Origin of the sequence: Blautia intestinihominis, assembly GCF_040096655.1 — a bacterium.
In the GTDB taxonomy this organism is placed as follows: Bacteria; Bacillota; Clostridia; order Lachnospirales; family Lachnospiraceae; genus Blautia_A; species Blautia_A intestinihominis.
The window spans coordinates 1-13,315 of record NZ_JBBMEI010000083.1 but is presented as its reverse complement, the minus strand read 5'-3'; the positions used below and the strand labels follow the sequence as shown (position 1 = coordinate 13,315).

Annotated in this window: 11 protein-coding genes and 1 pseudogene; 3 read left to right on the top strand and 9 right to left on the bottom strand. The window is 44.0% G+C overall.

From position 1 onward, the window contains the following. The coding region (locus WMO75_RS16735; RefSeq protein ID WP_494337572.1) for a transposase at nt 1–210 on the top strand (210 nt) is incomplete at its 5' end. A gap of 72 nt (nt 211–282) precedes the next feature. Here WMO75_RS16735 and WMO75_RS16730 read toward each other — a convergent pair. Beyond that, nucleotides 283–2,349: a hypothetical protein gene (locus WMO75_RS16730; RefSeq protein WP_118699536.1), complete on the bottom strand. Its 2,067-nt coding sequence runs from the start codon at nt 2,347–2,349 to the stop codon at nt 283–285. Nucleotides 2,350–2,376: 27 nt separating this feature from the next. Then, the gene (locus WMO75_RS16725) at nt 2,377–2,751 is read right to left on the bottom strand and encodes a response regulator (protein WP_118254131.1); all 375 of its coding nucleotides are present in this window, start codon (nt 2,749–2,751) and stop codon (nt 2,377–2,379) included. A 184-nt stretch (nt 2,752–2,935) separates the two neighbouring features. On the opposite strand from WMO75_RS16725, the gene WMO75_RS16720 reads away from it, so the two are divergent. Continuing rightward, complete coding sequence (locus WMO75_RS16720; protein ID WP_118254134.1) at nt 2,936–3,652, top strand: LytR/AlgR family response regulator transcription factor; 717 nt, start codon at nt 2,936–2,938, stop codon at nt 3,650–3,652. Between the two features lies 1 nt (nt 3,653). Then, complete coding sequence (locus tag WMO75_RS16715; RefSeq protein WP_118254136.1) at nt 3,654–4,973, top strand: sensor histidine kinase; 1,320 nt, start codon at nt 3,654–3,656, stop codon at nt 4,971–4,973. Nucleotides 4,974–5,328: 355 nt separating this feature from the next. Here the strand turns inward: WMO75_RS16715 and WMO75_RS20125 are convergent. The 7 genes and pseudogenes from WMO75_RS20125 to WMO75_RS16680 form a co-directional block, all read right to left on the bottom strand. Beyond that, a pseudogene (locus tag WMO75_RS20125) lies at nt 5,329–5,652 on the bottom strand (collagen-like protein); the annotation flags it as partial. Nucleotides 5,653–5,844: 192 nt separating this feature from the next. Further along, nucleotides 5,845–6,918 (bottom strand): tetratricopeptide repeat-containing glycosyltransferase family 2 protein, encoded by a 1,074-nt coding sequence (locus tag WMO75_RS16705; RefSeq protein ID WP_118699539.1) that lies wholly within the window; start codon nt 6,916–6,918, stop codon nt 5,845–5,847. Between the two features lie 108 nt (nt 6,919–7,026). Then, nucleotides 7,027–8,241, bottom strand: a complete 1,215-nt coding sequence (locus WMO75_RS16700; RefSeq protein ID WP_349078559.1) for a carboxynorspermidine decarboxylase — start codon at nt 8,239–8,241, stop codon at nt 7,027–7,029. After that, nucleotides 8,241–9,500 (bottom strand): saccharopine dehydrogenase family protein, encoded by a 1,260-nt coding sequence (locus WMO75_RS16695; protein WP_349078558.1) that lies wholly within the window; start codon nt 9,498–9,500, stop codon nt 8,241–8,243. Before WMO75_RS16695 ends, WMO75_RS16700 begins: the two co-directional genes overlap by 1 nt. A 93-nt stretch (nt 9,501–9,593) precedes the next feature. Further along, entirely contained in the window at nt 9,594–10,451 is an 858-nt protein-coding gene (speB, locus tag WMO75_RS16690) for an agmatinase (RefSeq protein ID WP_349078556.1), read from the bottom strand. Nucleotides 10,452–10,454: 3 nt separating this feature from the next. After that, a complete protein-coding gene (speE, locus tag WMO75_RS16685) occupies nt 10,455–11,309 on the bottom strand; it encodes a polyamine aminopropyltransferase (RefSeq protein WP_118699542.1) in 855 nt (284 codons plus the stop codon). A 2-nt stretch (nt 11,310–11,311) separates the two neighbouring features. Beyond that, nucleotides 11,312–12,784, bottom strand: coding sequence for an aminotransferase class I/II-fold pyridoxal phosphate-dependent enzyme (locus tag WMO75_RS16680; RefSeq protein ID WP_118254151.1), 1,473 nt, complete (start codon nt 12,782–12,784; stop codon nt 11,312–11,314). Between the last annotated feature and the right edge of the window lie 531 nt (nt 12,785–13,315).

Here is a 13,315-nt window from a genome sequence, read left to right as displayed (position 1 = left end):
ACAGCGAAAGAACAACATGGATTTCGATATACGCAGTATGTAGGAAAGGCGCGGATGGAAATGAAAGCCGGGCTTACCTTCGCATGCATGAATCTGAAAAAACTGGCAAAAATTCTGGAAAAACGAGGCTGGAATACAGCCAGATTTTTGTTGATTTTGAAAAAAATAAAAAGAAAAGAAGTTTTAAAAGAAAAATGGTGCTGGGCATAACACCCAACACCAAGTTTGTCTACAGTCTGTAACAACCACCGTTTCAACCGGTGGTTGTTTATCAGCTCACCTTCAGATTCCCAGAACAGCAGATATCTTAATCTCTTTTTCCGTTTCACTGAGATCAAAATCTCCACTATCTTCCACAGTCATATGTACCTCATACAGTACGTCTTCGGATAATGTATCCGGTGTTTCACCATCTTCTGTCTGAATATGCCAATTCTCTGCCGGAACTTCTTTCAAGGTACCATCTGTACCATATGCATACAGCTTCAGAGAACCTGTTTCCCCGGAGATTCCTTTCATACGTATTGCAACGGTTGTATTCGGATGTACGTTCTCAATTGTGATCGTATTCAGCCATCCTTCCACATCTCCCTGTCCACCGTCTGCCGCAAATTTCTCCTGACTTAACACATTGCGCATTGCCTGATCCAGATCAACCTTACGATAAGGCATTTCCGGCAGATAAACAAACCTGTCCTGAAGCCTCAGAAGTTCCAGATAACCGGTCGGACAGTAAAGTGAATTTCCGCTGTTTCCAGCATACATTCCAATAGCCATATTGTTGTATCCCGGTTTGTCAGAAATATCCATGGTAAATGCAGTCTCGCCTGTCTCAAAATCAAGCATAATATACTGCCACATACCAGTTTCCATATCCTGAACATATCCGTAAATATATCCTGTTGCAGTGGACAGCTTCATCATGGAAGTGTCAGACAGATCACTTCTGCACCAGATACTCTTCATCTCATATCCGTCCTCCGTCTTAACTGTATCCACACGTTCTATACCCGGTGCGATCATTTTATTGCCCTGTCTCAGCCAGCCCACATCATAAATATTCTCATAGCTTTGTATTGAGGAATCATTATCTGCTTCTCCAAGCTTCGCACTTCCTGCACCAAACCAGTTACATACGATCGTGCTTACTGTTCCCTCTCCATCATCATATACAATTGCAGAATTTTCCACAGACACCTGTGTACCTTCCGGAAGCTCATCTATAACAGGCATACTCGCAACCTGTTCTCCTGTTTTCATATCCACCGCAATAAGATTTACCGGATCCTGATTATCTGTAAACATAACCAGATCTTTGGTTAGAGACGGGGAACATCCACCTCCCCATGCAAGACCGCCACCTGTCGTCTCATCGCCTTCTTTGCTTTCCTTGGCACCCACACTTTTATAGGAAGTTTCCCAGACTTTTTTTACACCATTATCCGCCTGGAGCAGATAACACTTCAGATTTGTCAGAATGACCGCACCCTCCTTAGATGCCGCAATACCATTCTCTGCACCCTCTCCCGGTTCCAGTTCATATACAAACACTGCATCTGACAGATCCACATCTTCTCCATTCAAGATCTTATCGATAGCTGCACGTGAAACATAGCCAAAGGTTCCCTGCTGTTTTCTGTCAGGATAAATGCGGAAGCCTCCTGTTGCAAACCAGAGATTTCCCTCATAATCAAAAACTACAGATAACAGATTCTGATCCAGTGTTTTTCCAAGTGCAGCCTCTGCTGCCGCTTTAATATCAATATCCAGCACTTTCTCAAATTCCGGAAGTACATTTCCCTCCTCATCTGTAGCCTTAAGCATAAGTACCCGATTATCGTTCGTCGGACACACAATGCGATTGCTCTCATCTACAAAAGAATATGAACTCTGTATCAGATAGCTTCCATTGTCATGCTGTTTTGGTGAAAAATAGCCCAAGGTCTGTGCCTCATCTGCATTAATATCACGGATCGCCAGGCCACCCAGAAGCGGAACCACAGAATGTCCATAGGAATCAAAAAAGACTGCCGGGGAAGCATTGGGATTAACTTTTTCATAAGAAACATTGATCTCAGAATAAATATCAACAGGCAATACCTCATCTGTTGAATCTGTATTATAGCAGTCATGATGAATATTGGAATCACTTGCTGCCATATAAGGATTCACATCCATAACCTTCGGTGTAAGTGTCTTTATAGGCAGTTCTGATGTCTGACCTGCATTTTCCTCTGTCTGTGTTTCTTCTACCTGTGTTTCCTCTGCACGTACCATATTTATTGACGGTTCAGATGTTGTAGCTGCTATAAAAGCGATCATTGCAAGAATTAAAGCTCTTTTCTTCATAATTGTTTTTCCTCCTGAGTGTTTTTGTCATATTACATTTCTGTGTTCAAACCAGATAGAGAGTCCTTCTTTTATTTTCTGCTCTTCCACAGGTTTCATAAAAAAATATTCTATCCGCATCCTGAACGCATGAAGCGAAAAATCAAGATCACTGCACCAGATAATCCCACATTTCGGATACAGGGAACGGAGATGTTCTGCCGCATTCAGCCCGGACACACCTGGCAATGCAAGAAACACCACTGCCGGTACTGTTTTTCGTGTCCGCCCCAAAAACCGTTCCTGATCCTGATAGATTTCAATCAATGGAAAAACATTCTTTTCTGTACAGTAATTTCTGATGTATTCCGCACAGTTCTGTCCTTCCTGTTCCTGATCAGTCAATATGGCAATACAATACACGACATCCCTCCTCTTCCATTTGATGTACTCCCATTTGTTATCCTCATTATAAAAAAGTCAGAAATTTTTTCAATAATTCTGTCACGAAACGACAGAAAATGACACGAATTGTAAATCTATGGTATTGTTTTGTGATATACTTATAGCAGAATTTTATAAACATATAAATAAAGGAAGATTTACTATGAGAATTGCAATTGTTGATGATATTTCAGAAGAACGGACACTGCTTCGCAACAGACTGGAATCTCAATTTTCCAGGCGCAATGTCCACATAGATATATTTGAATATGAAAATGGAGAAACTTTCCTCACTGCGGCAAAGGAATGTCCTTTCACTGTAGTGTTTCTGGATATTTATATGAATGGTTCTAACGGAATTGATACAGCAAAAGAACTTCGCAGATCAGATACTGACTGTCTGCTGATCTTTACAACAACTTCCACTGACCATGCATTAGAAGGATTTCAGGTCCGGGCTCTCCACTATCTTGTAAAACCCTACAGTGAAAATGATATTTCCGTACTGGCAGATGAAATCCTTTCCCGCATCCCGGATTCCGGGAAATACATAGATGTAAAGGTAAACGGCAGTAATATTCAGATTCCCTTCCGGAAAATAATCTACGCAGAGCATTTTTCCCACATGATCCACATCCACACTGCCGGTGAAAGGGAATTGGTCACCCGACAGTCCTTTGACTCCTTCATAACCTCCCTGAAAATGGACTCACGTTTCTATCAATGTAACCGGGGCGTTGTGATCAATCTGGAGCATGCCGTTGATTTTGACGGATCAGGCTTTCGCCTTGATAACGGAAGCAATGTCCCGGTCAGCAGGAAGCTTATTAAAAACGCCAGACAGACATTTATGGAATTTCTGTTCCAGAGGAGGTCCTGAAATGACTGACATACTTTGCCCTGTACTTGAACTTTCCGTAATCATTCCCGGTATACTGCTGGCATATCTGCCTGTAAAAAGCTATCTGAGGCAGACACCGCTTAAGCTGACAGCATGGCTTCTTCCCCTTCTTCTGGGAATCTGTATTTTGGGAGGGGCAGTTTGCTGTGCCCTGCAAATTCCCACCAGATGGTTCCTGTTTCCTCTGCTGCCTGTCATTATGCTCATTTACCATAAAACATTAAAAATCTCTGTCTGGAAATCCGTCAGTATTTTTCTGGCAGTCTTCGCAGTTTTTACATGTATCAAAAGTCTGTCCCGGGCACTCAATGCCCTTATGACTGCTGACCTGCATATTGCAGAAAACGAACTGTGGTTGCACACTGGTGCCGGAATTTTTTATAACGTCATCTGTCTGCTGTTTGTTCTGGCAGCCTGGTATCCTGCCTGCCACTATGTACAGACAATGATCGCAGACGAGAACTTTGCCCAGACCTGGTATGTATTCTGGATTCTTCCGGTGATCTTCATAGGAATGAATCTTTTTATGATTCCTAAATACCGCAGTACTTTATATACCGGGCGGGTCCTGCAGTGTTATATTGTTTTAAGTCTTGTACTGCTCATAATCCTGCTTCTGTTTTATGTCATGTTTCTTATGATGGCAGTCAGCCTGAACAGAAATGCCAGACTTCAGCAGGAGAACCTTTTTCTTTCTCTTCAGCAGGAAAGGTACGAGAATCTCTGCATGGCCATCGAAGAAGCAAGACAGGCCCGTCACGATGTCCGCCATCATTTTGTCCGACTGTCCGCTCTGGCAGAACAGGGTGACATGGAAAAAATTAAAGAATATCTCTCCGCTGCAACCGGAAAAATCTCTGACTTTAACCTGCATTTCTGTGAAAATCAGGCTGTTGACAGTATTTTCGGATATTATTCCGCCCTTGCAGAAAGAGAAAACATTCCTTTTCATGCAGTGGTTTCCATGCCTGCTGAGCTTTCCTTAGATGAGATTAATCTGTGCCTTGTGTTTTCCAATCTGCTGGAAAATGCCATCCAGGCAAGTGTAAAAACAGCGCCCGCCCGCAGAAAGATTAACGTGGAAGTTTATCCCCACCATAATCATCTCCTTCTGATCCATGTGGAGAATACCTTCGATGGCAAAATACAGCAAAAAAACAATATTTTCCAATCCTCCAAACGCTCCGGAAACGGCATAGGAATCGAATCCGTCCGCCACATTACCGACAAAAATGGCGGTACCTGTGACTTTACCTATGAAGATGGTATTTTCTCCGCTAAAATAATGCTCCGGATATAATCAGTTACTGATTATATCCGGAGCATCCACGTATCAATAAAAAATACAATGACATTATTACCTCCTGCAAGTCTGATTTCTGCTTTTATTTCATTTTATTGCAATAAGCCCCGTCGGGGGATATTGATATATTCCTTTTTATACCAGACATATTCCGTTTTTATATATCTTTTTATAAAGAAAAAAACACAGTACAACAGAGATGCCCTGTCATACCATGTTTTTTAGTTATTGTGGACAGTTACTTTACTCTGTCCTATTCTGCCAGCAATCCTGCTGTCCGCATATTTGCAAGCAGAAGATTAAACTGATTTACCACATCTTCCGCACTTGTCGCATTTGCGACCGCTGCTGCAGGAGTTATGGTACCTGCGGGGCCTGTGGGGCCGGTTGGACCGGTTGCTCCTACTGGTCCATCTGCACCAACCGGACCGGTTGCACCTGGACTCCCCTGTGGCCCGGCTGGGCCTGTTGCTCCCGTCACACCAATTGGTCCCTGGATTCCCTGCGGCCCTGTTGCTCCCTGGGCTCCGGCCGGACCCTGAATTCCCTGTGGTCCCTGCAATCCGGTGGCTCCAGTTGCTCCTGTCGGCCCAGCTGCACCCGTTGGTCCCTAGACTCCCTGTAATCCCTGAGGACCCTGCGGTCCTGTTGCTCCGGGGCATCCTCTTGGTCCCATGGGACCGGTCGGACCCGGACATCCACAGTTGCAGCAGCCCTGACTCTAACAGTCAGCTTCTCTGTTTTTTCTGAAAAACTCCATATATTGATCCCTGCTAAAATATTTCTCTCTTTAGGATATGCACAGTCAGTCTTTCCTGTTCCCTTTACTTCAGACAACAATAGTCAGATGTACATCGGTGATCTGTATTTACTGTTTGACTGAGATAAAATACTGCTGATTTTTCAGAAATTCTCTCCCGTAAGGTTTATACGTGCCCGCCTGACAATGATACTGAAACGCTTTTTCAATATCGCCAAGATAATACCAGCAGACACTCAGCTGAATGCATGGAATATAGCCATAGCACTCTTTTTCCACAAAACCTCCTGTCTTTGCATTCTCAGATACCTGCAGTGCATTTCTGTACCAGAATACTGCCTGTTCCCATTTCTTTCTGTCAAAGAAATGTTTGCCTATATCACAGCATAGTTCTCCCGACGGTGTCCGGTATGTCAGTCCCCTGTACAGAAACTCCAGTGCCATTCCATTTTGTTTCAGTTCATAACAGCATCGTGCTGCCACTCTGCATGCCTCCACCTGGTTTTCCACAAATCCCTCCGGTAATTGCAGAAATTTCAGGAGGTTATCCACCGCCTCCACATACTCCCTGTGATAAAACAACTCTCGTCCATAATAAAATCTGTCTCTTGCCGATAATACTTCTCCATCTGATTCCATCTTTTGATATATCTCGAGATTTCTTCTTGAGTATTCCGTTTTTATGCTGTGATGTTCTATCTCACAGTCCAGGTATTCCGTCCTGCCTCTGACGGCTAACGTCTCATGCACCCGTCCCTGCCACTGAAAGTCCTTATCTCTTTTTACTATTCTTTCACGATAATAGACTAATGTCGGATTTCTTTTTTCATCAAAGCCTGCCACATATCGGATCATTACCACATCCGATGATCCGTCTGTTTCTTCTTTCCATCGCTTCAGTTTCAGCACTTCACTTTTCGTAATAATATCATCTGCATCAAGCCACATACAGTAGTCCATCTCTGCCTGAGAAAAAGAATAGTTCCTCGCTCTTGAAAAATCATCCTGCCATTCCTGTTCAAATACTCTGGCATGGTATTTTTCTGCAATCTTTTTTGTCCGGTCTTCAGACCCCGTATCAACTATGATAATCTCATCTGCAATCTCCTGCACAGATTCCAGACATCTGCCAAGCACTCTCTCCTCATTTTTTACGATCATGCAAAGACTGATTGTAACCATCTGCGTCCTCTCTGCCTATAAAACGGAAGATTTTCTACTCTGCTCTTATAATACTTTATGAGATTTGTAATGAACTATATACATGCATTCCACCAAAAAAGGAAGTCGCTATTTGCGACTTCCAAGTCTTCCCTTAAAATCCCCGTATCCAAAATCCGTAAGCTGCTGCATAGTACTGTCAGCACGTCTGAGCCAGATATCCGGTAACGGCATCCCGTTAAATGTATTATTTTTACAGGTAGTATAGATGGCCATATCTCCAAACATAAGAAGATCCCCATATTCCGGAAACTGTCTGAATTTATAGTCTCCGATCACATCTCCCGACAGGCAGGTTGGCCCTCCAAGGCGAACTGTGGTTCCTCTCTCTTCTATATCATCTGCCCCAAGAAGCGGCGGAAGATACGGCATTTCCAGTACATCCGGCATATGGCAGGCCGCACTGGCATCTACGATCGCAATTTCTGTCTCTCCGTTTTTCAGAACATCCAGCACACGGGTCAGAAGGAATCCTGCATTTAATGCCCATGCTTCTCCGGGTTCAAGATAAACATCTACCTTCCATTCCTCTTGTACCATCCGGATACATCGTTCCAGTCGTTCAATATCATAGCCTGGTCTTGTAATATGATGACCACCACCAAAATTAACCCACTTTACTCTGGAAGCCAGATCTCCAAAATGCTTCTTTACAGAAATAAGAGTGGTCTCCAGATCGTCGGAATCCTGCTCACAGAGGGTATGGAAATGAAGACCATCCAGTAAATCCAAAAGCTCCGGATTTTTCTGGAATGCTTCATCCCACTGTGCTCTTGTTGTTCCCATACGGCTTCCCGGTGCACAGGGATCATAGATATCATGACCCTCCTGTGTGGAGCATTCCGGATTGATCCGAAGTCCCACGCTCTTTCCTGCTTCTTTTGCCTTTGCACCAAAACGCAGGAGCTGCGATGGTGAATTAAACACAATATGGTCTGCATACTGAAGAAGACCCTCAAATTCATCTGCCCGATAACCGGCACAAAATACATGAACCTCTTTTTCCGGCATCTCCTCTGCTCCGAGTCGTGCCTCAAACAGTCCGCTGGCCTCCGTACCTGCAAGATACGGCTCAAAAAAACGATAACAGTCATAATTGCTGAACGCTTTCTGCGCCAGGAGCATCTTACATCCTGTCCGCTCTGCCACTTCACCGAGCAGTTTTGCATTTTTTATAAGTGCTTTTTCGTCCAGGATATAGCAGGGAGTTTTTATATTTTTAAATTCCGGCGGAATCATTCCGCCGGTGGCCGTAAACGGTGCTCTTTTATCCAATCTTGCCATCAGTCTACCAGCTTCGGATCATGACTTTCACTGCGCGGCAGACCGTAACGGTCAAGTGCATCCAGGAACGGATCCGGATCAAATTCTTCAACTGTATATACGCCTGGTTTTACCCACTTTCCGGTCAGCATCATAAGCGCTCCGCACATTGCCGGCACACCTGTTGTATAGCTGATCGCCTGACTTCCAACTTCGTGATAGCATTCCTGATGATCGCATACATTATAGATATAGTATGTCTTTTCTTTTCCGTCTTTTACACCTTTAAAGATACAGCCGATATTTGTTTTTCCTTTTGTACGTGGTCCAAGGCTTGCCGGATCCGGAAGCAGTGCTTTCAGGAACTGAATTGGAACAATCTCCTGTCCGTTGTACTGGATCGGTGTTGTGGAAAGCATTCCTACATCTTCAAGACAACGCATATGATCCAGATAGCTCTGTCCGAAAGTCATAAAGAAACGAATACGTTTTACACCCGGAATTGTTTTTGCAAGAGACTCAATTTCCTCATGGTGAAGCAGGTACATATCCTTATCTCCCACCTGGTCGAAGTTATATTCTCTCTTGATATCCATCGGCGGGATTTCCACCCAGTGTCCGTTTTCCCAGTAGCTTCCCGGTGCACTTACTTCACGAAGATTGATTTCCGGGTTAAAGTTTGTCGCAAATGCATATCCATGATCGCCGCCATTGCAGTCCAGGATATCAATCGTATCAATCTGATCAAATTCATGCTTTAATGCATGGGCACAGTAAGCCTGTGTAACCCCCGGGTCAAATCCACATCCAAGCAGTGCTGTGAGTCCTGCATCTTCAAATTTTTTACGGTATGCCCACTGCCAGGAATAGTCAAAGTATGCAGAAAATCCTTCTTCTTTGCAGCGTTTTTCATAGATTGCACGCCACTCCGGATCATCGGTATCTTCCGGCTCATAGTTTGCTGTATCCATGTAATTTACACCACATGCCAGACATGCATCCATGATTGTCAGATCCTGATATGGAAGTGCGATGTTCATTACCAGATCCGGTTTATAGCTGTTGATCAGCTCGATCAACTGGTCTACGTCATCTGCGTCCACCTTAGCTGTAGTAAGAACTGTTTTTGTCTTTCCTTTCAGTTTTTCCACGAGTGCATCACATTTTTCCTTTGTGCGGCTTGCAATACACATTTCTGTAAATACCTCGTCAACCTGACAACATTTCTGAATTGCTACACTGGCTACTCCTCCGCAGCCGATTACAAGTACTCTGCTCATAATTTTTCTCCTTTTATGATAACTGGCTGTTTCTTCAACAGTCTTATTTTATAATATTATTTTTATGGTGTCGGGGATGACCCTGGTATCATTTTATTTTGCAATTGCCAGAAGCAGTTCTCGAAGAACCTTGCAGGCCGTTGCAGTTGAAACACCACTCGCATCCAGCATAGGAGCCAGTTCATTGACATCTGCTCCTACCACATTCGCCTGAGAAACCATGCGGATGGCTTCAAGAAGTTCCATAAAGCTCACGCCGCCTGCCTCCGGAGTTCCTGTTCCTGGAAATACTGACGGATCCAGACAATCCAGATCAATTGTAAAATATACCGGAACCTGTTTCTCTTTCAGTTCTCTGACGGTCTCTTCCAGTCCGTCAAAAGTAAACGGATGAAAGTCTGTATGTTTTCTGGCAAACTGAAATTCTTCTCTCTCACCGCTTCGGATGCAGAACTGATGAATATGTCCATCTCCCAGAATCTCATGACATCTTCGAAGCACACAGGCATGACTTAATTTTGCTCCGAGATAATCATCTCTTAAATCTGCATGTGCATCAAAATGAATAATATGAAGCTCCGGATATTTTGCAGCTACGGCACGCACCGCTCCCAGTGTCACCAGATGCTCGCCTCCCAAAAGCAGTGGAAATTTTTCTGCGTTCAATATCTCTTCTGCTCTCTTTTCAATGTCTGAAAGTGCCATTTCGCTGCTTCCAAAACAAAGTTCCAGATCTCCGCTGTCAAATACACGGATATCCATAATGTCTTTATCCTGATACGGACTGTAGGTCTCCAGACCAAAGCTCTCATGTCGCATGGCTGACGGACCAAACCGGGCACCCGGACGGAAACTTGTTGTAGAATCAAAGGGTGCACCGTAAAGAACAATAGATGCCTCCTCAAAACTGCTTTCACAGCCAATAAAAGTTTCTATATTAGGCAACATCATAAATTAATCCTCCACTTCTTTCAGCATATCTTCCAGAAAAGCCGGAAGATAAAATGCTCCTTTATGGAGTCTGGTTGTATAGTAACGTGTGCGAAGATTTAACGCATTCCATGCTTCCGGGTCAAGATCATCAACCGGATGATATTTTTTACTTGCAAATCCAAACAGCCAGTAACCTGCAGCAAATGTCGGAATGTGTGCCTGATAAACACGGCTGATCTGAAAAGTGCTGGCAATTCTCTTATGGCTACGCTGCATGGCATGTGCATCTTCCGCATAGAACGGGCTTCCCTGCTGGTTTACCATAATCCCGTCATCCTTCAGTGCGTTGTAACAGTTTCCATAGAATTCACGGGTAAACAGCCCTTCCGAAGGACCAAACGGATCAGAAGAATCTACAATGATGAGGTCATATTTTGCTTCACACCGACGGATAAATCTCAGTGCGTTTTCATAATGAAGATGTACTCTTCTGTCATCCAGTCTGCAGGCATTTCCCGGAAGATATGCGCGACAGGCTTCCACAACCATCGGATCCATTTCTACCAGATCAATATGCCGTACTCTGTCATATCTGGTCAGTTCACGGACAACGCCGCCATCTCCGGCACCAATCACAAGAATATCCCTTGCTTCCTTATGTATTGCCATCGGCACGTGCGTGATCATCTCATCATAGATAAATTCATCACGCTCTGTCAGCATTACATTTCCATCCAGAGTCAGCACACGTCCAAATTCTGGTGTCTCAAAGATATCAATTCTCTGATAGTCGCTCTGCTTCGAATAGAGCTGACGATTTACCCGGATACTGTGCTTGACATCCGGTGTATGAAATTCTGAAAACCACATTTCCATTGTCATTCCCTCCCTGCCAGTACATTTAATCTCAAAATATCCGGATCTTCGGGGCCTGTCATATTGCAGCCCTTTGCTTTTGCATATTCAATATAATCCAGAATCTCTGCTGTGATCCGTTCTCCGGGTGCAAGAATCGGAATTCCCGGCGGATAACACATCACAAATTCACTGCAGACCTTTCCCTCCGTTTCTCGAAGCGGCAGACTGCATTTATCTGCATAAAAAGCTTCCTGTGGACTTGTCACTACCTGTGGATCAATATACTCCTGACTGAGAAGTCCTGATCCATCTGTCTGAAAACGTCTGCGGATTTCCGCAAGCGCACTTACCAGTCGTTCTATTTCCTGTGCACGGTCTCCGATGGAAAGATACGCAAGAATGTTTCCAATGTCACCAAATTCTATCTGAATATCATATTCATCCCGCAGAATATCATAAACTTCGATTCCTGCAAGTCCAATATCCAGTGTATGTACACTTAATTTCGTAATATCAAAGTCAAAAACAGAATTTCCATTTACCAGTTCTTTTCCAAATGCATAATAACCACCGATCGCATTGATTTCCTCTCTGGCATATTCTGCCATATCTGCTACCTGGTGAAAAATCTGACGGCCACGCTGTGCAAGATTTCTTCTTGAAATGTCAAGACTTGACATCAGAAGATAACTTCCAGAGGTCGTCTGTGTCAGATTAATGATCTGGCGCACGTATCCTGCGTGGACGTTCGGACCTGTAAGAAGAAGACTCGACTGTGTAAGACTTCCACCACTCTTATGCATAGATACCGATGCCATATCTGCACCTGCTGCCATAGCCGAAACCGGAAGACCTCCGCCAAAGTAAAAATGCGTTCCATGAGCCTCATCCGCCAGACACAGCATTCCTGCATCATGTGCCATCTTGACAATCGCACGCAGATCACTGCATATTCCATAATACGTCGGATTATTTACCAGAACCGCAACTGCCTTCGGATGTTCCTTTATTGCTTTTTCTACCTGCTCCCTGCGCATTCCAAGTGAAATTCCAAGTCTCTGATCCACCTCTGGGTTTACATAAACAGGAATCGCGCCACACAAGACAAGTGCATTCAAAACACTCCTGTGAACGTTACGGGGCAGTATGATCTCATCTCCGCGTTTGCAGGCAGTCAGGACCATGGTCTGAACGGAACTGGTCGTGCCTCCCACCATCAGAAAAGCATGTGCTGCTCCAAATGCATCTGCTGCCAGTTCTTCTGCTTCCCGGATTACAGATACAGGATGACAGAGATTATCCAGCGGTTTCATGCTGTTGACATCCACCCCTACACATTTTTGTCCCAGAAATTCTGTCAGTTCCGGATTGCCTCTTCCCCGCTTATGACCGGGAACATCAAAGGGTACAACTCGCATTCGTCGGAAAGTCTCCAGAGCTTCATGTATCGGTGCATGATTCTGGTTCAATTTAAAACGACTTCCTTTCATCATTCCTCCATTTCCAGTTTCCTTTGTCTCAACCCTCAAACCACATTCCACAAACTAAGCAAAATAAAAAAACGCAGATTAGGGCACTAAGCCACAAACCTGCGTCTGATCTGTATTCGCATGCGTGTCAGAGTCTATATAGCAATCATACTTTTACTACTCTTATTGATCGTTTCACAAGTCTGCGCTTTGGGCGCATCTCGGTTATCAAAGGAACCTACTTATAAAATTTGAGCTTCTAACTCAATCAATAAGGCAACCAAAGTTACCATAATCGGCAGTGGACCCGGCTGTCCGTATGGCCTTAACCCTGATGGGTGATCCAAAACAATTGCTTTGAAAAGACTCTGTCTGTTACTCTGCATCTTCGTCTCTCAAAATCGACTTTATCATAACATGTAAAAAAAACACTGTCAATAATTTCTTATTTTAACACTTCGCTGTGTTTTACATATATGTTACTGTTCACTCCGTTCACAGTAACTTGGTCAAAATGCATTCCAAATCACCTTCGGTGATGGCATTTTGCCCTGT